This is a genomic window from Sphaerospermopsis aphanizomenoides BCCUSP55, assembly GCF_001586785.1.
In the GTDB taxonomy this organism is placed as follows: domain Bacteria; phylum Cyanobacteriota; class Cyanobacteriia; order Cyanobacteriales; family Nostocaceae; genus Sphaerospermopsis_A; species Sphaerospermopsis_A aphanizomenoides_A.
Genome location: NZ_LUFH02000004.1, coordinates 49,160 through 70,019, shown reverse-complemented (window position 1 = coordinate 70,019; position 20,860 = coordinate 49,160). Strand labels below are relative to the sequence as shown.

At 37.7% G+C, this 20,860-nt stretch carries 20 protein-coding genes; 5 read left to right on the top strand and 15 right to left on the bottom strand.

Going from position 1 to position 20,860, the window contains the following annotated elements:
• Window positions 1-14 precede the first annotated feature (14 nt).
• The 6 genes from A0J48_RS01850 to A0J48_RS01825 form a co-directional block, all read right to left on the bottom strand.
• Window positions 15-746: a phosphonate ABC transporter ATP-binding protein gene (locus tag A0J48_RS01850; protein WP_200319781.1), complete on the bottom strand. Its 732-nt coding sequence runs from the start codon at window positions 744-746 to the stop codon at window positions 15-17.
• Window positions 747-890: 144 nt separating this feature from the next.
• Complete coding sequence (locus A0J48_RS01845; RefSeq protein WP_200319855.1) at window positions 891-1,865, bottom strand: phosphate/phosphite/phosphonate ABC transporter substrate-binding protein; 975 nt, start codon at window positions 1,863-1,865, stop codon at window positions 891-893.
• A 569-nt stretch (window positions 1,866-2,434) separates the two neighbouring features.
• On the bottom strand, window positions 2,435-3,316 hold the full coding sequence (gene ylqF, locus A0J48_RS01840; protein ID WP_200319780.1) for a ribosome biogenesis GTPase YlqF: 882 nt from the start codon (window positions 3,314-3,316) through the stop codon (window positions 2,435-2,437).
• 28 nt (window positions 3,317-3,344) lie between these two features.
• Window positions 3,345-3,716 (bottom strand): VOC family protein, encoded by a 372-nt coding sequence (locus tag A0J48_RS01835; RefSeq protein WP_200319778.1) that lies wholly within the window; start codon window positions 3,714-3,716, stop codon window positions 3,345-3,347.
• A gap of 155 nt (window positions 3,717-3,871) precedes the next feature.
• Entirely contained in the window at window positions 3,872-4,678 is an 807-nt protein-coding gene (locus tag A0J48_RS01830; RefSeq protein WP_200319776.1) for an ADP-ribosylglycohydrolase family protein, read from the bottom strand.
• A gap of 497 nt (window positions 4,679-5,175) precedes the next feature.
• Window positions 5,176-5,763 carry a Crp/Fnr family transcriptional regulator gene (locus A0J48_RS01825; RefSeq protein WP_200319774.1) on the bottom strand — a complete coding sequence of 196 codons (588 nt, stop codon included), beginning with the start codon at window positions 5,761-5,763 and terminating at the stop codon, window positions 5,176-5,178.
• Window positions 5,764-6,064: 301 nt separating this feature from the next.
• On the opposite strand from A0J48_RS01825, the gene A0J48_RS01820 reads away from it, so the two are divergent.
• Entirely contained in the window at window positions 6,065-6,547 is a 483-nt protein-coding gene (locus tag A0J48_RS01820; RefSeq protein ID WP_200319772.1) for an RrF2 family transcriptional regulator, read from the top strand.
• A gap of 18 nt (window positions 6,548-6,565) precedes the next feature.
• Window positions 6,566-7,528, top strand: a complete 963-nt coding sequence (gene cysK, locus A0J48_RS01815) for a cysteine synthase A (protein WP_200319770.1) — start codon at window positions 6,566-6,568, stop codon at window positions 7,526-7,528.
• Window positions 7,529-7,701: 173 nt separating this feature from the next.
• On the opposite strand, the gene A0J48_RS01810 is transcribed toward cysK, so the two are convergent.
• Complete coding sequence (locus A0J48_RS01810; protein WP_200319768.1) at window positions 7,702-8,385, bottom strand: cadmium resistance transporter; 684 nt, start codon at window positions 8,383-8,385, stop codon at window positions 7,702-7,704.
• 344 nt (window positions 8,386-8,729) lie between these two features.
• Between A0J48_RS01810 and A0J48_RS01800 the strand changes: the two genes are divergently transcribed.
• Complete coding sequence (locus A0J48_RS01800) at window positions 8,730-9,392, top strand: cadmium resistance transporter (RefSeq protein ID WP_200319767.1); 663 nt, start codon at window positions 8,730-8,732, stop codon at window positions 9,390-9,392.
• 45 nt (window positions 9,393-9,437) lie between these two features.
• Here A0J48_RS01800 and A0J48_RS01795 read toward each other — a convergent pair whose 3' ends face one another.
• Window positions 9,438-10,235 carry a sulfite exporter TauE/SafE family protein gene (locus A0J48_RS01795; RefSeq protein WP_200319765.1) on the bottom strand — a complete coding sequence of 266 codons (798 nt, stop codon included), beginning with the start codon at window positions 10,233-10,235 and terminating at the stop codon, window positions 9,438-9,440.
• Between the two features lie 472 nt (window positions 10,236-10,707).
• On the opposite strand from A0J48_RS01795, the gene A0J48_RS01790 reads away from it, so the two are divergent.
• Complete coding sequence (locus A0J48_RS01790) at window positions 10,708-11,430, top strand: phosphatase PAP2 family protein (protein ID WP_200319763.1); 723 nt, start codon at window positions 10,708-10,710, stop codon at window positions 11,428-11,430.
• A gap of 263 nt (window positions 11,431-11,693) precedes the next feature.
• Here A0J48_RS01790 and A0J48_RS01785 read toward each other — a convergent pair whose 3' ends face one another.
• From A0J48_RS01785 to fdxB, 7 genes are all read right to left on the bottom strand, one after another.
• Window positions 11,694-12,170 carry an ArsC/Spx/MgsR family protein gene (locus tag A0J48_RS01785; protein WP_200319761.1) on the bottom strand — a complete coding sequence of 159 codons (477 nt, stop codon included), beginning with the start codon at window positions 12,168-12,170 and terminating at the stop codon, window positions 11,694-11,696.
• Window positions 12,171-12,352: 182 nt separating this feature from the next.
• On the bottom strand, window positions 12,353-12,964 hold the full coding sequence (locus tag A0J48_RS01780; RefSeq protein ID WP_200319759.1) for a cysteine dioxygenase family protein: 612 nt from the start codon (window positions 12,962-12,964) through the stop codon (window positions 12,353-12,355).
• Window positions 12,965-13,206: 242 nt separating this feature from the next.
• Window positions 13,207-13,692 carry a hypothetical protein gene (locus A0J48_RS01775; protein WP_200319758.1) on the bottom strand — a complete coding sequence of 162 codons (486 nt, stop codon included), beginning with the start codon at window positions 13,690-13,692 and terminating at the stop codon, window positions 13,207-13,209.
• Window positions 13,693-13,897: 205 nt separating this feature from the next.
• Window positions 13,898-14,494: a cytochrome c oxidase subunit 3 gene (locus A0J48_RS01770; RefSeq protein WP_200319756.1), complete on the bottom strand. Its 597-nt coding sequence runs from the start codon at window positions 14,492-14,494 to the stop codon at window positions 13,898-13,900.
• A 138-nt stretch (window positions 14,495-14,632) separates the two neighbouring features.
• A complete protein-coding gene (ctaD, locus tag A0J48_RS01765) occupies window positions 14,633-16,312 on the bottom strand; it encodes a cytochrome c oxidase subunit I (protein WP_200319754.1) in 1,680 nt (559 codons plus the stop codon).
• Between the two features lie 93 nt (window positions 16,313-16,405).
• On the bottom strand, window positions 16,406-17,383 hold the full coding sequence (locus A0J48_RS01760) for a cytochrome c oxidase subunit II (protein ID WP_200319752.1): 978 nt from the start codon (window positions 17,381-17,383) through the stop codon (window positions 16,406-16,408).
• 505 nt (window positions 17,384-17,888) lie between these two features.
• Window positions 17,889-18,182, bottom strand: a complete 294-nt coding sequence (gene fdxB, locus A0J48_RS01755; RefSeq protein WP_200319750.1) for a ferredoxin III, nif-specific — start codon at window positions 18,180-18,182, stop codon at window positions 17,889-17,891.
• A 1,054-nt stretch (window positions 18,183-19,236) separates the two neighbouring features.
• On the opposite strand from fdxB, the gene A0J48_RS01750 reads away from it, so the two are divergent.
• Window positions 19,237-20,829: a helix-turn-helix domain-containing protein gene (locus A0J48_RS01750; RefSeq protein WP_200319748.1), complete on the top strand. Its 1,593-nt coding sequence runs from the start codon at window positions 19,237-19,239 to the stop codon at window positions 20,827-20,829.
• The last annotated feature ends 31 nt before the right edge of the window (window positions 20,830-20,860 follow it).

The following is a 20,860-nucleotide window of genomic DNA, read 5'->3' as shown; positions in this document are numbered from 1 at the left end:
TTTTTTGTATATTTCTACAAGCTTAAAACTTGGGGAAATTGGGCTTGCAGGTTATCGCATTTGCCATCATAAACAATACGTCCAGCATCTAAAACTATTGCTCTTTGGGCGTATTCTGCGGCCATGCCCAAATCATGTAAAACTGTGATAATAGTTAAGCCTTGCTCGGTATTTAGTTCTGCTAAAGTGTGCATTACTTGTTGGGATGCAACTACATCTAAACCGGTGATGGGTTCATCTGCTAAAAGAATTTGCGGGGATTGAATTAAAGCACGAGCGATCGCTACTCGTTGCTGTTGTCCACCACTAAGTTGAGCAGTTTTTTGGTATATATGTTCTTTTAAACCAAGTTGTTCTAATAATTCTATGGCGAGAATGCGATCGCGTTTAGGAAAACCAAACAAAGTTTGTCTAGTTGTTCTCACACCCAAACGACCACAAAGCACATTTTCAATAGCTGATAATTGCCGAATTAAACCACCACCTTGAAATAACATCCCAACTTCCCGGCGAATTTTTGGTAATCTTTGGGAAGTCATTTCTAGACCATGAATGTGAATTTCTCCTGACACCAATGGGACTAATCCTACCAGCGATCGCAATAAAGTAGACTTACCGGCACCATTGAGTCCCAACAAAACCACAAACTCACCTTGATTGATATCAAGATTAATACCGTTGAGAATGGGACGATTCAGAGATGCAATATAAGCTGTCTCTAGGTTATGACATTCAATCAGTTTCACGCTGGTAATCAGTAATTGGTAATTGATAATTGGCTGTGGGAAGTTATGTCTGGCTTTAGTATTACTAAAGCCTTGCTTCTGAATTTGTGCTTGATTTGTACTTGAGTTGTACTTGAGTTGTACTTGATTTGTACTTAATAATATTTATGGTTCTATGCCAACGTTTTTCAAGGCATTACGAATAGGTTGAAGATGACGATTGTGATCAACTCTCACCAATTCTGTAGAGTTATACAAGCTTTTTAGCATTTCGTTGTTTTCTGACTTGTTCAACTTGAGTAAAGCGTTAATAATTTTTTCCCGCATTACTACTGGAACATCATCATCAATGGCGATACCATGAGCAGGAACACCAGAGATTTTATACAACACCCTCAGCTTACTCTTATCTTCAGCGGAGAGGTATGGAGGAAACATAGCATATTCTGATACAACAGCCACATCTGCTTGGCCACGTACCACCGCTTCTAAGGCTTTACTGTAATTACCACCGTAGGAGATTTGACCAAAGAAACCATCCAAGCGATCGCGGTTGGGTACAAATCCCTGTTTTACTAACTCACTGACAGGGAAAATAAACCCAGAACCAGAGGTAGGGGAAGTAAAGGCCATTTTTTTACCGCGCAACTGTTCCAGAGTCGCTTTAGCGGTATTTTTGCTTTTCAACTGGCTATTGGCGGGAACTACAAATATGGAATTATAGGTGTATCTACCTGAATAGTTGGGACGGACTTCAGCTAAGAATAAACGCGCATTCGCTAATTGTTCAGCTTTCAAAGCCGGACGACTACTCAAGAAAGCCACATCAGCCCGATTTGCTCGTAAAGCTTCTACAGCAGCTGTATCATCACCAATCTGTGCTTTGACAGGAATTCCCAATTCTTTGGACAAAAAACTGCCCACTGCGTTGGCTTTAGTTTGCAAATCTGTAGAATCAGAACGACTAGGAAAAACTATTGTTAAGGTTTTTAGCTTTTGGGCTAGTAAGCTAGATGTTTGTTGATGGGGATTGGGTTTAGCCACTGTTGCTTGCATTCCCCCCAAGGTGCTAACAACCAACCCTGTTAAGGCTGCAAATGTGCCACCAGCAGCCAATAAGCCCTTTTTATTTACACTCACTTTATTGGTATTCATTAGGAAGAATTCTCAGTATTTTTGCAAATTAGTTTCAACTATTCCGATAAATGAATGTAAAGCTTTTAGGAATAAAAGTCAATAATCAGGAGAAAAACTCCCAGGATGTAGAAGTATATGATAGTTGAGTGTTAGTTGTAGCGAACTGCAAACATAAATCATCAAAACCGCAAACAAGGATTTTGAACCCACATTAAGGTTCTTGTCAGATTTTGGTGATCTTGGTTGGGACAAGGCAGAAGGCAGACGGCAGAGGACAGAAGGAAGGAGGAAGGAGGAAAGAGGAAGGAAAAATTCCCACAATTGAAGCAGTGCAGGGATCATGGAACATCTGCATCACAAGAAAGCCGCAAGCGATCACTCCTTGAAGTCACAAATCTCACGCCCCGATAACAAAATGTTTTAAAACCTTCTGCCGTCTGCCTTCTGCCCTCTGCCTTAAAGCGCGTAACTTTCAATGATCACCAAAATCTGACTGCCCAGATTTTTAACTGCTCATTTTCTACTCAAACTACTCATTTGCTACTCAAAAAAGGCTGGAAACCCCTTGTAAATCAATGGGGTGGAATTTCTAAAGGTATATTACCTAAAAGTCCTTTGCGAAAATCAGTGATTAATGTTCTAGCAGCACGTTCTACATCTCCCTTATAACGATGTTCTGCTAAAACGTGCAAGTATGCTTCTCCGGTGTGGATGATGGAGTCAACTTCATAGCGTGAAAGTAACGGGTGTGATGGTAACAAATGAGGATGGGTTTCTTGCAGTTCATTGACAATATCTACGAAAGCTGCTGCTACTAGCTGATTATCATAGGAGGCTTCACCAATATCGTCACAAATAGCTAGTTTTACTGCTGCGGCTTGATTTTCTATTCTGGAGGGAATAACACCGGGCGCATCTAGCAATTCTAACTGTTCAGAAATTCGTACCCAACGCAGTTGACGAGTCACACCAGGACGTGCTGCACTTTCAACTACTCGTTTTCCCAAGAGACGGTTGATTAATGCTGATTTTCCTACATTGGGAAAACCAATCACAACAGCACGAACTGGACGAGGTAACATTCCCCGTTCTTTTCTCCGTTTATTGAGTTCTACTCCTGCTGCTTGAGCCGCTTTGGCTATGGCTGTGATACCTTGGCCATGTTGAGCATTGGTAAAATGAGGGATTTGTTCTTGACTTTTAAACCAGTCTTCCCACAGCGATCGCACTTGTGGTGAAATCATATCTAATCGGTTAATTACCAATACCCGTGATTTACTTCCCACCCATTCGTTCATTTGCGGATGGTTTGTAGTTATAGGAATACGTGCATCTCGCACCTCTAAAATCACATCTACTCGTTTTAGTTGTTCTTTGAGATTTTTTTCAGCTTTGGCAATGTGACCGGGATACCATTGAATGAGATTTAATTTGTAGTTTTGAGTTATAGACATGGTAATTCGTAATTCGTAATTCTTAATTTTACTGCTGATAGGATTGATGTAAAATCAGACGGTTGCCATCAGGGTCGTAGGCGTAAATTTCTCGACCGTGGGAAGCTGTAGAAATTTCTCCTGGTGGGGGATAGCCTAAAGATTGTAGGTGAGCGATCGCATTTTCTAAATTCCTCACTTCTAAACATAAACTTAGCGGACTTTTGGTATTAACCACAAATTCTAATTCATAATTTTTGTGGGGTTGAAAAATACCTAAAATAAATCCGTTAATTTGAAACTCCGCATAGATATTGGGAATTAAGTTTTTTGGTTCTTGTTCAAGTAACTGAATATAGAAATTTACTAAACTCCCAAAATTAACTGTGGCAATAGTTGTGAATATATGATTATATTGCATATTGATTATTTTCAGGATCATCCAAATAGGGAATAGGGAAAAAACTTTCTGTGTACGGGAGTTTTTTTCAACCATCAAATTTATATTTGATATGATTTTGAATAATACCCGATAAGCCGGACATTTCCCTACATCCTGCACCCTGCCTCACTACACTAGGCATAATATTGAGACATAAACTTGTCAGTAATAGTCCAGAGATGTTCATCTAATTTAGTGAATATCCATTCAGCAATATCTACTGGAACACCACCATAAAATGCTTCGGCAATACCACCTGTAATACAAGCAATGGTGTCACTGTCTCCACCAATAGAAATGGCATTGCGAATAGCATCTTCAAAATCAGTTGATTCTAAAAAAGCAATAATAGCTTGGGGAACAGAACCTTGACAGGAAACATCAAGTTTGTAAGTTGGTCTAATTTCATCTAAAGTTTGCTCTAAATTATAACCAAAAGTATTTTGGATATAGGATTTGATAGTAGTTTTATCATAACCAGTACGAGCTAAAAATATAGATGCGGCTGTTGCTTGTGCGCCTTTGATACCTTCAGGATGGTTATGAGTAACTTCCGCACTATGTTGCGCTTCTTCTAATACAATATCCAAGTCATCAAACGCAGATGCGATAGGACTAACGCGCATAGCAGATCCATTACCCCAACTGTTGTATGGTTCTGTGCTACTGGAATTTGCCCACTGCATAAAACTGCCACCATAACCAGCATAGGGATATTCACAGTAGTAAGATCTAAATTGTTCTATATATTGGAATTTATCAATATATTTAGTATTGTCGGGAAATTCATCGGCATTGAGAATGACATCAGCTACTGCAAGGGTTAATACGGTGTCATCTGTAAAATGACATCTATCGTTAAAAAGTAGGAAGTCCTTGGTTTTTATGTTGTGAAGCTCAGAGACGGAGCCAATGATAGCACCTGCGATCGCACCCAACATACTTCTCTCCAGCCTGTAATATTTAAGTTAATTTTTTCTGATGTACTACTACTTTATAAAGCGTAGAACTTCTTAAGAAAGCTGACTTTGATCCAATGATAAGTGACAATTGTTTCATTCAAGGTTTAAAACTTCTACTTTGAAGAGGAAAAAAGCAAAAAATTTCGATTTTTCAATCTTATCCCTGGAAAGGAGAGGTAATTGTCAATTTTTCATTGATAAAATTGTAACAATGATAACATAATAAAGAGTTTATGTTAATGCTTGGCGGCAAAAATTGGCGCAAAGTGTTCAAACAGATAAATAATTAAGTATACATAACCGTATATCAGTATTTGTTCAGTATTTGTTTTGACGGTATCTAAACGCTAGATTAATTGACCTCTGTTTTCCGTTAAATCTACTCATATCTTGAGGATAGGTTCTTGTTTAAGAGTATATGAGTAGATTTAAATAGATATTGTAAAAGCTTAACCTTCCTTTAGGCATGGTAAGTGTCAAATTTCGTAGTACCAAACATCCTCTTGTCTGACTACAATCCGATTTAAGGAAAGTCTATCAATTAATCCTTCTTGTTCCAATTGTCCCAGCAAGCGAGTAATAGTCACACGGGTAGAACTAATCAGTGTTGCTAAATCTTCATGAGTCAGACGCATATCTATTAACCGTCCTTGCTCGACTTGTGAGCCAAATTTTTTTGATAACCATGCTAGTAATTGAATCAGCATGGTTTCTACTTTTTTATGGCTACGAATTAGCATTAATTCTTCCGCTTGCTTGATGTGATGAAGTAAAGTCTCTATTGGTTGATGCCAATCATCCACAGGTAAAATAGTTGCTTCTACTGTGGTTAAACACTCCATTTGATACGGTTTCATTTTTGATAGGAATTCACCTACTACATCTCCTGGTCCCCATAATCCTAAAGCTACTGTCGTACCGTCTTCTAGATAAGTGTAAGTAAGCACAAATCCGCTTTGTATTTGCCAGAGAGTATTTTTTTTACTGGGCATGAGCGATCGCCTGGTGAAATTTTGGCGATTACTACTAGTAGATGATTGAGTAAGTCCTGTGTATAATGACATCAGCGTAAATATAACGATTTTCCGATGTTCTAACCGTAGTATACATGATTATGGCATGAAAAACTATCAAAATCGAGAAGAAAGAATTGGTATTGGGGAACAGAAGATCACTTCTTCACCCTTATTTTTATTAGCTCCTGGGTTTTATACTCCTGTTTGATTTTACCTAATTTTGAGAATTTTTAGGAAAAACACCAGTAAGCCGATAGATTTATGATATTTTGAGAGCAGTAAGTGAGATGCTATTACATCCGACACTTGAAAGAAAATAATTTTCGTAAAAATTCCGTTAAATCTATCAATGTACAGTAGTATTTTAAGTACGGACTTGAATAGCCAAAGTTACGCTCTTCTGGATCTTTCTGCCAAGGTGGAATACGCACTACTAGCCTTGTTAGAACTGGCCACCCACCACGATAAAAAAGTTCCTCTGACCATGAACGAGATTGCTGCCAAGCAACCGATACCAGAGCGTTATTTAGAACAAATTCTGACTCACCTGCGACGTGCGGGTGTAGTCCAGAGTCAGCGTGGTTCAAAAGGTGGTTTCGTGTTAGTGCGTGAACCGTGGCAGGTTACTTTGCTAGAAATTGTCACTTTGGTAGAAGGGGAACGCAAAGAGAAAGAAAACTCTGAGACTCCGACTATAGAAAAAACTTTGGTTTTAGAAGTTTGGGAAAAAGCTAACATTGCTTCTATTGAAGTATTACGCGGCTATACACTCCAAGATTTGTGCCAGGAAAGAGAAATCCGCACTCAAAACAGTCCCATGTACTACATCTAGTTATCAAGAGGTATGACCATGCGAATAGCAAACAACATCACCGAGTTAGTGGGTAAAACACCCTTAGTAAAGTTAAATAAAATTCCTCAAACCTGGGGAGCATTGGCGCGAATTGTTGTCAAATTAGAAAGTATGAATCCTGCTGCTTCTGTCAAAGATAGAATTGGCGTAAACATGGTGGAAGCAGCAGAAGCAAAAGGTTTAATTATTCCTGGTCAAACTATTTTAGTAGAGCCGACTTCTGGAAATACAGGAATTGCTTTAGCGATGGTTGCAGCTGCTAAGGGCTATCGTCTAATTTTAACTATGCCAGACACCATGAGCCAGGAACGACGACTGATGTTAAGGGCTTATGGGGCGCAGTTGGAGTTAACACCAGGGGTAGAAGGAATGCGGGGTGCGATCGCCAAAGCCACTGAAATTGTGGCCAGAACCCCCAATGCTTATATGTTGCAACAGTTTAGCAATCCTGCCAACCCCCAAATTCATGCTCGCACTACAGCTGAAGAAATTTGGAATGATACAGATGGTGAAGTTGATTTTCTCATTGCTGGAGTGGGAACTGGAGGGACAATTACAGGCGTTTCCGAAGTTATTAAACAACGCAAACCCAGCTTTCAAGCGATCGCAGTTGAACCAGTCAACAGTCCAGTATTAGCAGGTGGAAAAGCAGGACCACACAAAATTCAAGGTATTGGGCCTGGATTTATTCCCGCTATTTATCGTTCAGAACTTGTTGATGAAGTCATTCAAGTCACAGATGAACAGGCAATTTCCTACAGTCGTCGTTTAGCAAAAGAAGAAGGTTTGCTATCAGGAATTTCTGCTGGTGCTGCTTTATATGCAGCTTTGCAAATTGCCAAGCGTCCAGAAAATGAAGGCAAATTGATAGTGATGGTACAGCCTAGTTTTGGGGAACGCTACCTCAGCACTCCACTATTTAAAGATCCAGAAGAGAGTGAATGGTTGACACAAGTTTAATAGTAAGCATTCAGCCGTCAGCCGTCAGCTATGTACCTGAAATCTTGAAATACAAGAAATGAAAAGAAACAGATGCTCTCTAACATTCCTGAAATTAAAATTTCTGCATCCTTGTTATTGCTGCTATTGGCTGATTACTGATTACTGATAGCTGAATACTTACGTTTAATACTTTAGTCATTGCTCGCTTTTTTCACCAAAACCAGCAAACAAAGACAACTAGCAAGGAGTTTTAGAGGACTTAAAGCCTGACTTTTCCAAACAATTACAGCCCCTAAACCCATCAGTACGAAAGGAACAAGATAATTACCGTAACTGGTTAAAACCTCAGCAATTTTCTGCTGGTGGGTTAATTTATATGCTGCGTAACACCAAATAGCTAAAAGAATAAAAAATAAAGTGATTATTACTAAAAAGCCATCTAATCTAATGCTAGAAAATAAAGTTATATAAATGCTAATATTATCACTACCATTGGCAATAGTTATGAGTGTGATGGTGTAAATTTGGGGATTAAAAAAATTCTGAGTTTTTGATTTTGCAGATGGTGTAATTTCTGCTAAAACTTCAGGCAATGAATCTGTTTCTTGATTCACCAAACTACTTATACCAATAGCTAGAGGAACTAAACCTAATAAACCAATCAAGTTTGCAGGTAGAATCAAACCGCCCAATAAACCTGGTAAACTCAGAATGACGAGAATAGTAAAGCCTATATATTGACCAAGAACAATTTGCCAAGGGCGAAAGTCATCATTTATTTGAGCAAAAAACACTAATAAAATTACAAGGTCATCAATATTGGTTGCCCCAAACGCAACTACTCCGTTGATAATTGCAGTAAGAATACTGCTCATTTATTTATGCCCCGATTTTGCTAACAAATATTTTTATTAAAGAACTAGTTTGATTTTATCAGCATTTACTTTTCGGTGATTATTGTCTCACAATTAAACCATAAGTTTGATACTTTGAACCTATTTTTTGTGCCAGTTCCAGAACTAAAGGATGAAGCCAATCAATAATTTCAGTTGATTGTAGATATTGTTCCATCTGTTCATATTTGGAAAATTAATGGTATTTAGTATACCTGGATTTTGCGTATTTAGTCTAATAGTCAGAGAAAAGTGGATATTTTTAGATGCGATAGAAGCGTGAAAATTTGGTATGTTGATAAATTGTAATATGATAAAATTTTACCATGAGTAGTCTTATTACTGCTTTTACACAAGGCATGATTGCTTTTGCCGCCACTAATATTGACGATATTATTATTTTGCTACTATTTTTTTCACAAATAGATCATAATTTTCGCCGTAGACATATTTTTATTGGTCAATATCTTGGCTTTGCTGCCATTATTATCCTCAGCTTACCAGGATTCTTTGGTGGCTTGGTTATTAAGCGAGAATTTATTGGATTATTAGGAATATTGCCAATAGTCATGGGTGTTAAACAATTACTAAATCGGCAGGAAGAAAGTTCAGAAGTTCAAACTGTTAATACTGATTTTTTGTTACCATCACATCCTAACCCTATAGTTTCTTTCTTGCTGAGTATTCTTCACCCCAATACTTATAAAGTTGCTGCTGTGACAATTGCTAATGGTGGTGACAATATTAGTATTTACATTCCCCTATTTGCAGGTCAAGATTTTGCTAGTTTAGGGATAATTTTGGCTGTATTTTTGGGCATGGTAGGAGTTTGGTGTGGTATTGCTTATTTGTTAAGTCGTCAAGCTGCTATTGGTTATATTTTAAGTCGTTATGGTCAGGGTATAGTGCCGTTTGTTTTAATTGGTTTGGGGTTGTTTATTATGTATGAACGAGGTACTTTTGATTTATTACTTTTGAAGGAAAATTAAAACGCAGAGGTACACAGAGTTTGGCGCAGAGGTACGCGGAGGTAATTATGCTTGTGCTACTAATTTCCAACTCACCATTATTAAGATGCTATAAATAATGAATCTGAGGGGACGTTGGGGTGTGATTTGGCAAAGTTTAGCACCAATGAGAACTCCAGGAACAGAACCAAGCCAAATTGGGAATACTAAACTCCAATTGACAGTTCCTAATGTCAGGTGTCCCAGTGAGGTAAACATTAATAAAATTGCGGCTTGGGTAATGTCTGTACCCACTAATTTCCGGGCATCTAAACGGAAGAAGGCTATGAGAACTAAAGCAAACATAGAACCTGAAGAAACGCTGGTAATTCCTACACAAAAGCCTAAAACTGCACCAAGAATAACAGTTAGAAAACGTCCTTTATTGGTTTTGACATTTAATTTTGGTAGTGCAGGTAAATTGACTTTGGGAAAAAAGGTCATTAACAACAGTTGTATGAATGCTGTCAATGTGACTATTAAAATCATTATTCCCAATAAGCGTAGCAAAAGATTATCTATATTCTGTTCTCTACTGCTTCTGAGAAGGTGTAAAATTCCTACGCCCAGCAATGAACCGGAAACGCTACCTATTGCTAACCATTTGACTATTTCTAGGTCAAGGGTTTTTTGTTGCCAATGTTTGACTCCACCAACTACTTTCATTAATGTGGCGGCTACAACATCAGAACTGATGGCAACAGAAGGTGGTACGTGAAAGATAAAAATCAACATGGGAGTGATCAGAGATGCACCGCCTATTCCTGTTAAACCAACGATGATGCCAATTATAAAGCTGAAAACTGGTAGTAATAAGTAGTCCATATTCCTAGCTGGTAGTGGGTTTTAGGGGTTGAGTATGACTATAGACTTTGTGAGTATGGTGTCATAACTCCTGAAGAATGAGATTTTCTGCTTGGTGGAAATGCAGGCTGTGGTTTTTTTAACTTTCTACAAATTCCTAAAAGTCGATTGACTTACCGTATATTAATATTAATACTCCCAAAAGTCTAGTGTCAATATCAGTAAATTGATATCTGTTTGCGTAATTATTCTGTCTAGGAGGGAGAATAAAAGTATCAATAATCTAGACAAATACAAACTACAGTTATGTGAGATTCTATGGCTGGATAAAAAATATTAGATGGGTAATGGGTGAATATAATTTATGTTTAATATCATGTCTGGCTCATTTAATTACTTATAATTAATAAGTTATTTCCCATTCCTTATTTCTTGTCCAAACAGATATGAAGCTAGAACAAACGGAGATAATATATCAATTAGGTTTATGATTATGAATAAAGCCAAGATATTGAATAATAGACACAGATCACCAATTCTTTTTCTCAAAAACCTGCTGCTTTCCCATTGGCGTTCTTTATTATTGATGTTGATGGGTGTGTATTTACCGTTGCAGGTTGTGGAAATCCTGGCGGTAAAAGTTTGGCAAAATGAAGGTGGTTTTCCTTGGGATGTGCCAATTTTGATGGCTATTCATTCTACTGCTACTCCCCAACTAGATGTTTTTGCAGTAGTTCTGACTAAGTGGGGATCATTCTGGACTGCATTCCCTGTTTTGAGTGCGATCGCTCTAATTTTATTACGTAAACGCAGATTGAGAACTCTGGCTTATTTACTCACTACGGCTGTGGGAAATTTAATTATTAACCGCACTGCTAAAGAATTCATGCACCGAGTGCGTCCTCAATTGTGGCTATCAAAAGCACCTGAATTTGATTATGCTTTTCCTAGTGGTCATGCAATGACAAGTATGACTTTGGTAGCTATTTTAGTGATTTTAACTTGGCATCGTCCCTGGCGCTGGTTGGTTGTGACTTGTGGTAGTTTATACCTCTTGGCAATTGCTTGGACACGCCTATATTTAGGAGTTCATTTTCCCAGTGATATTCTTGCCGGTTGGATGGTTGCGTTAGCTTGGGCTATTGGTGTCAGTCTTATTCTCAAACCTAATTTGCATAGAGGGAACAGGGAACAGGGAATAGGGAATAGGGAATAAGTAAGGAATACAGACATTTTTGTTTTCAATCAATATGTACAATTAATTTTGCTTGGGTACTGATAATTTTGGAACTCAACAAACAAAGCCCACGAATGTGGGCTGATTAGCTGACTGCTGAATGTTATATTAGATTTCCATGTTTAATAGAACTTACGCAAAAGAACGAAAAAATAAGGTTTTCGGAGGATAGGTTCATCAAAAGAAAAAACCCCTACACCCTACACCCTACCCTGATGATAAATTTTGTGCGTAAGTCCTGTTTAAGTGTGATGTTTACAACCACCTTCACCATGATGATGGTGTTCGTGATTATTTCCATGAGCGCAACCTTGTAAATCTTGCTGCATTAGGTTTTCACTCATTTCTTTAAAAGAGTCATCTACGGGTTTTAAGCCGATCCAAGCATCAATTTTTTCGGTATCAAAGCCTATTTCCCGTTTATCCCCTACTTCTAGTAAAGGACGACGAATTAATAGGGGATCTCTGAGCATCATTACTAAAGCGGTGTCAGCGTCGATGTTTTCAGGGTTCACTTCTCCAGATTTGATCCTGGGTGCGGCTTTGTTGAACCATTCGATGACGGGGCGATCGCCAAAAAATGATTTTAATCTTTCTACAGTCCAAGGTTCTGTTAATAGGCTATATGCTACTACTTGATGGCCTGCGGCTGTTAGTAATACTTTTTGTCTGGTATTGTTTTTACAGCCTGGTTTTTCATAGAAAATTACTCTGGCCATTGCTATTTCTCCTATAACTTTCTGGTTTGATTTCTGGATGGCAAATAATTAAACACAGATAAACACAGATGAACGCAGATGAAAGATGATGGACTTTATTTATAGGTAAATATTCTGGATTTTTTTACCTATTTCTACCTATTAATCACGATAATCTGTTATTTATGTTTTTGCCACTACTTTTAAAATTTTTTAGCAATATGATTAATTACATCAAATTCAAATCTGTATTTTGGGTCAGTTTCTCCATAAATATTAAATGTAACTGTTGGTTCTTTACTAATTGACTGCACATGATGTATTGTCTCCGGGGTAAAACTAATTAAGTCTCCGGGATATAAATCCAGTTCTCCTACTTTCTCAATTTGATCAGGATGTTCTGGTGTAGGATTTCTTCGCCAAAATGTATTTTTTTCCTGGCCTTTTAATATGGCAACTATTCCCCATGTTCCATGATTATGAATATTAGAAGTTGTCCCTGGTGCAAATGTGACTGTTTGCACAGTTAAGGGAAATCCTAATTCATCGTATAATAATAAAACTGATGTTCCGGTTTTTGGATCGGGTTGTAAAAATTGACTTTGTATCCAATAGGAATTGACAATTAATCGCCTAACTAAGATTCTCAGTTCTGGGAGACTTGTTGATTCATCCTCAACATGATTAAGGACATCTTCAACCTCGGTCAGAAACCGATATAGGCGATAATTATCACGTAATAAATCCCATTCTCTCGCTGATTTACAGACTTGATGCTGTCCATCTCCACCGACAAACCAATCCTTACCTTGCATAATTTCTACAGCGTAAATTTTGAATAGTTAGGTAAATAAAGGATAGGAGGATTGGTTTGAGGGTTTTTAGTTACAGGAGTTGAGGGAGTTTCAGGCAATCCGGGGAAGAGAATATTATTATTAGTGGATATTGACAAAGTGTAACCAGAAATTCGGGTAGAAAACCAATTGTTCATGATGATTAATTCGGTGATTAGGTAATAAAGAATAGTTTTTACGAATTACGAATTACGAATTACGAATTATTCGTCTTCTTCTGGTGGACGGGTTAAAATATCTAGAAGAATACCAGCACCAAAATCATTTTTGTTATCAATACCTTTAATTCTGGTACTGATTTCTTTAGCTTGTTCTATTTTTCCTAGTTTAGCTAACACTAAACCAGAAGCAGCATAAGCATTTAAGAACAATCTGATTTGGGTTTCTTGTTGTCGTTGAACTAAGATAGGTTTTAGTTCTTCCCACTTATCGGGTAATTTCTCGACTGCTCTAATTTTAGCAATTATTTTCTCTGCTGTTGTCAGTGCTAAACAATAATTATTTTTGTAATAAAAATATCTATAAGCCGCAACTAAAATATCTGTGTTATCTCCGGTTTTAGCTAAAGCTTGCTGCATATATTTTTCTGAAACTTCTGAATTTTCCCAGGTTTGTGCAGCTAATATTAATAATTCCTTGACATCATCGGATACGTCAAACCAGGAGAGTTTGTTTTGGTTAGTTTGCATAATCTTGAAACATGATAAATTGTCTGCATCAGGATTTACAAGATTTAAATATTTTCAGAATTTTGATTTTGTCAGAATCAGGATGTCCAGGATTTAAGGATTTACAGGATGTGATTGGATGATGTTTTAATAATTGTGAATGATGTATGAGAAGGTAAGAGGTAACAGATGCATAATTACCAATTACCAATTACCTATTACCAAATTAAAATGCGTTGAGGATGTAAACCAAAGTGAAGAGAACAATCCAAATGATATCAACAAAGTGCCAGTAAATTTCTGCCATTTCTATGCCAGTGTGTTTAGTAGCAGAATAATGACCACGACGGAAAGAACGCCATAACACACCCAAAATTAATAACAGTCCCACAAATACGTGCAACCCGTGGAAACCTGTCATTAAATAAAAGCAATTAGCGAAAAGATTGGTGGTTAATCCATAACCCAAATTCATGTATTCATAAACCTGGCCTGCTAAAAATACAGCACCCATAACTGCGGTAATAAAATACCAAAACCGCATCCAACCCACACTATTTCTTTTAATTGCCATATCACCAAAGTGAATGACAAAACTACTAGAAACAAGAATGATAGTGTTAATTGTGGGTACAAATAATTCTACCTCAGTTCCTTCTGGTGGCCAAACTGCAGTAGTACCTTTAAAAAACAAATAAGTGGCAAAAAATCCGCCAAACATCAAAGATTCAGAAACCAGAAAAGTCAACAGTCCCCAAACTCTTAAATCTGGATGATGTTCGTGTCCATCTTCGTGATGTTCACCTGTTGTAATTGCAGTCATTTCATTTACCTAATAAATTATTATTTCTCTTCCACAATCTCCGTCAGGAGAACCCGCAGGATAAGCGCAAAGGTAGAAAAAATAATCCTCAAAAACACTCCGCGTACCTCTGCGCTAACCTCCGCGTACCTCTGCGTTTTAAACAGCCTCAGTCACTGACGAAGATTGATCATGAATTTGACCATAGTCATAAGGACCATGAGTGACAACAGGTAAAACGTCCCAGTTTTCAATCATTGGAGGAGAACTAGTAGTCCATTCCAAAGTTAAACTTTCCCAAGGATTATCACCTGCAAATTCACCTTTTTTCCAGCTAGTAATAGCGTTCCAAGCAAAGGGAATTACAGAAATACCCAAAATGAATGCGCCAATGGTACAAAGCTGATTTAAGCTAATAAATTGGGGGTCATACATAGCAACTCGGCGAGGCATTCCTTGTAAACCCAATTCATGCATGGGTAGGAATGTTAAGTTAGTACCAATTAAAGTCAGGGCAAAGTGAACTCTTCCCCAGGTTTCGTTCATCATTCTGCCGGTCATTTTGGGGAACCAATGATAGATACCTGCGTAAATACCAAAGACGGAACCACCAAATAAAACGTAGTGGAAATGTGCGACTACATAATATGTGTCGTGGACATGAACATCAAAGGGTGCTGTTCCCATTGTTACGCCGCTTAAACCACCCATGACGAACATGGATAATAAGCCAATGGCAAATAACATGGCTGTGGTAAAACGGATTTTTCCACCCCAAAGGGTTGCAACCCAACCGAAGATTTTTACACCTGTGGGAACGGCTACTATTAATGTAGAAATGGTGAAAAACATCCGCATCCAACCGGGTGTACCACTGGTGAACATATGGTGTACCCAGACAAATAAACCAACGACGCAGATAGCGACACTGGAATAGGCGATCGCTTTATATCCAAAAATTGGTTTGCGTGCATGGGTGGGAATTACTTCTGACATGATCCCAAAAATTGGCAGAATCATTAAATAAACCGCCGGATGGGAATAAAACCAGAATAAATGTTGGTAAATAACGACGTTACCACCAGCATCTGGTTTGAAGAAGGAAGTGCCAAAGTTAATGTCAAATAACAGCAGAATTAAACCTGCTGCTAATACTGGTGTAGATAAAAGTGCGAGGATAGAAGTTGCTAAAATTGCCCAGCAAAATAAAGGAACTTGATCCCATTTCATACTGGGAACTTTCATCATCAAAATGGTGATGACAAAGTTTAATGAACCTAAAATTGAAGAAGTTCCTACCAACACAATCGCCAAAATCCACATCGTTTGCGCGGTGTTGGCAGTGATTAAACTTAAAGGTGGGTAAGCTGTCCAACCTGATTGAGAACCACCAAATATGAAACTACCTAATAATAGTAAACCTGCGGGTGGGTTTAACCAAAAGGCAATGGCATTTAATTTCGGGAACGCCATATCTCTAGCACCTACCATTAGGGGTACTAGATAATTACCAAATCCCCCAATTGCACTGGGAACAATCCATAAAAATATCATGATTGTTCCATGATTGGTCATGAAAGCGTTGTACAGATTTGGATCAATAAAATCTGCTTCTGGTGTGGCTAATTCGGTGCGGATAGCAATGGCCATCAACCCACCAATCAAATAAAATACAAACGCCGTCACCAAATATTGAATGCCAATAACTTTGTGGTCAATATTAAAGGTGAAATAGTCCTTCAGTTTCCAAGGTGCGAGACGTTGAGTATGAGCAACTACCACAGTTTTTTGTTGACTCTCTTCTGGTGGTGGATCTTGAGGAAATTCTATGTGTGTCATTCGATGTTGGATTTTAGATTTTAGATTCGGGATTGGGAATTTGGGATTTTCATTTATCAGTGGAAAAAGGCAAAAGTTTAATTTACCTATTCTCTATTCCCTATTCCCGATAACTAATGACGCAATATTTTCTTTACTCACTCCCATATCCTGAATGTATGGAGCAAGAAATTCAGAAGTAGATAAATTAGCAGGATTTACAGCCACAACTTGAGGTTGTCCTTGCTGTTGTGCAATCTGATTTTCTGTTATCCAAGCTTCAAAATCTTCTTGAGTGTGGACAACAACCTGCGATCGCATTGCACCATGATAACCACCACATAATTCCGCACAAACTACCGGATATGTACCTGGTTTTGTAGCCACAAAACGCAATTCAGTAGCGATACCAGGAAGCGCATCTTGTTTGAGTCGAAATTGGGGAACCCAGAAGGAATGAATGACATCATCTGCTGATAAATTCAACTGCACATCAGCACCAACTGGAACGTGCAGTTCTCCCGCAGCAATACCAGTTTCTGGATAGTTAAATAACCATGCAAATTGAATCCCTTTGACATCAACTACCAAATCTGCTGGTTTACCTTGAGTTTGGGGACTTCCACCAATACCAATATTGGGAGCAGTTAAAGATTGAGAACCATCATTCATACTAGCAGCCATCGCTGTACCGGAAACATGAGCGACATGGCCATGAGGATGACTACCTGGTTCTAAACCTCCCATTTGGTTATAAATATTGACGCTGTAAATACCCAAACCAACCACAATTACAGTGGGTACTGCTGTCCAAAAAATTTCTAAGGCTAAGTTACCTTCTATCGGTGTACCATCACTATTGTCACCGGGGCGACGACGATAGATAAACAAGAAAATTAAAATCGTTCCTTCTACTACTAAAAAAAGAGCGATCGCAATGGTAAACATGATATTAAAAAATCCGTCTACCAAAGGCGCTTGTTGCGATGCTTGTACTGGAAGTAGATGATGATTTTGACCAATCCAAATACTAATCGGGGAAATTATCATCCCCGCTAACAGCGTCCACAACGACACAGGAACTTTTTGCATACTACCTACTTTTTCTTAGTTATCAGTTACCAGTGATCAATAAGGTACAGGATCTAAATTCAACGCTGGACAAAAAGCCAGTTTTACTCCTGACTCCTGACTCCTGAACTCTGCTGTATTGTTCACTGATTTAGGAGATTGCATCCTGTTGTTGATATTTATCCCTAGCCAAAAATATCAAAAAATTTATTCATGGCTACTAGGTCTAACAATTTCAGCGGTGTTTTTGATTTCCACTTATTCAAGTTCTAACTTGTACATCACCAAAAATGGGGTAAACTTCCAGATTTTTTCATAACCTTTTTTCTGAAAATACTAATATTCCCGATTTTCTAAATAAATCAGGAATATGGTGGCATGATTGTGTTTAAAAATAACAATTGACGATTTATATTTTTGTTTACTATGAACTTTTACTTACTGATATTAAAAATAAAGTATTCCCCTCTAATCACTTCTTTCGTGTATTTACGGAATTAAACAATGTCGCTAATTCCCACAAGTATTAGTTGTCTAATGTTGTATGAGAATAACAGTTCTTGGGACAAATTCTCGAACAAGCTTCACAACCAATACAGTTTTCTGGATGTGCAACTGTCATGACTTTGCGTTCAATTTCTTCATCATCTTCATCTTCTACGAATTCACCTTCTTCATTCAATGCCATCAAGCCTAATACATTGTGACCACATACTTTAATACATCTGCCACAACCGATACATTTATCTTTGTCAATTTCTTGGGCAAATTTAGGTGTCCAAGTCTTACCGCCAAATGTTACGCCTGTCAATGTCGCCATGAATCTATCCTCAGCAATTTCGCTTATAAATTAGTTGGTGATTTAATCTTAATACTAGCCTAAGATTTGAATATTTTGATGACAAAAATTAACTTTTTTATCAAGTTTTGCTGACTTGCTAAATAATATCAATTGATAGGAATTTATCCAAAAGGATAACTGCTAATTATTATTAATAAATAGAATGGCTACACATCTTGCTATCCGGCTATATCTAAAGAATTAGATTGTTAATCAATTAAGCCAAGCAATAATTTATGTTTTGATATTATGTCGCAAATATAATCTGGAAAATATGAAGTGAAAATATCATACAACCGTATTTACAGATACAACATAAGTTTTAGTTACTTTATATGCAAACATCTATACAAATGCAATGAGAATAAAAGTTATATTTTTGCATTAACTAAGTTGATGCCAAAGAGTTTATTTATGATCAAAAATGTAATTTTTATAACCAGGCACAAATTTATATTAACTGTCAAGAAAATCAAAATACTAAATTAAAACAATTTGACCTTGGTGAAATGTTATCTGAAAACACTTTCAGTGAGGATTTCCAGTCAACAAACAACACAAATATTAAGAAATCTCCCTAAGCTCATTCTGAACAAACTTAGCGAAATCTTTATGAAATGTATAGTTAATAAAGAAGCAATGAAGCCCTAATTTCCAGGATCTAAAATCAGTGACAGAAAATACAACAGAATCGAGAAATCAGCAGTCAGTAAAGCAGGATACTCCCACGCAGAAGTAAGGAGAAAATAACTAATTATATAGCTGTAGACAAGGCGATTAGGACATTCTCAAAAGCTAAAAACTAGTGATAGATAACAAGGGTTTTACTTTTGCCTTTTGCCTCTTGCCTTCCGCTATCACTGACAACTGATGATAACTGATCACTGGTAACTGATAACTGATAACTGATAAGTGAGGCGAGAAAAACTTTTCTTGTCATGGAGATAATTTGGTAGCAAGTTATGAATCAAGAGGAGACATCGAGGGGAGACTTGAGCCAAACATCTCAGCAATTAGACTAGGAAGAAGCCTTATGCCTTATACTATTCCTAACAAAAATTGCTCTGGATGTGATAACTGCCGCCCCCAATGTCCTACGGGTGCAATCAAAATCGAAAATAATGAATATTGGATTGATCCTTGTCTGTGTAACAATTGTGAGGGTTATTATCCAGAACCACAATGTGTAATTGCTTGTCCAAAAAACGCTCCTATCCCTTGGCAAGCGAAAAAAGGCAGATGCAAAGTTGAAGCGCGAGAACCTACCAGTCCTGATTTGTTTTCCAATGGCAAGAATACCCCATTTGCTTCGGCAATAGTTATTTGGGAAGCTTGCAATCTACTAGCGCAACGTAAATCATTAAATTGGGAGACAGATGCAGGAGGTAATTTACATTATAGCCGACAAGTTAATCAAGGTCGGGGGGCAATTTCTTTTCACATCCAAGACCCATTTCAAGTTAACAATCTGGCTCAAGATTTACAAGCTGTCGAAAATCTCGATATTCGATCTGCTGGTATTCATCTGATTTTTGCTGCCCATGCTACAACTTTAGAGCAACCTTGGGAACAGGAGTTTGTCATTGATGAACGCCAAATTGAAAAATACTTGGGGTTAGAAAAACGCAAAGACCTAAATAAAGTTGCCAAGCTATGTTTAATTAAGAACATCGTTCAGCAAGCTTGCTCTTTGATTGTTTCTATTGACTGGCTGCCACGGGGTAAAGTTCCCGGATTTTCTGCCACAAATAGTCGCCTATGGCATTTAATAGATATTAAGCACCATTTTCAAGAAGATGAATTAGGGTGCAAATATCTGATTGGCCTAACATTTAAAATTAAAGCTGGCATCTGGGCGCAACATTTCTTAAATAAACAAGGCTGTAAAGAACGTACCGGATTCTATCAATATGGTAGTCTACCCAAAACGTTATTAACTACAGTTATGAGTCTTTGGCAGCAACATGAAGGTGCTGTTAGACTAATGTTATGGTTGTTATTTAAAACCAAAATGGGTAGAGAACAACGCATTACCGTTCCTACTTTACTGCGTGTTGCTTATGGTGAGGAAAAAATGAACCTCGCTTCCAGATTAAGAGATGAACGTAAGCGCCTATTACGAACATTTGAAAACGATTTGGAAGTTCTCAATCACTATGGCATCAAACCTGTTTTTGACCCAATTACCTACCCACCAGAAATTCAACCTTTGTGGGCGAAATTAGTTGATATTCCTGAAGATCCAGATGAGGCGTTGGAATTTTGGATTAATGATGGTGGTGGTGATCATCGTCTGACAGATAGTGGACCCCGTGGTAAGTGGAATTTACTGATGAATGCCAGGATTTTATCCTTTGAACTGCCTCTAGAATGGCAACAGCAAAATTCAGTAGTAGAGAAGAAAAAACGCCGTACCATTATTACAAATAAACGAATTCTCAAACCCACAGATGATTTATTAGCTGAACAAGTTCTGCAAGCACGTAAAAACCTGAATATTTCTCAAAGAGAACTAGCAAAACTCACGGGTAAAAGCCAAAGTTGGATTCGTGATGTCGAAAATGGTCGTCTCAAACCCAAAATAGAAGACCAGGCATTATTGCGGAAAGTTCTAAATATACTTTAATGGGTAATGGGTAATGGGTAATTGGTAATTG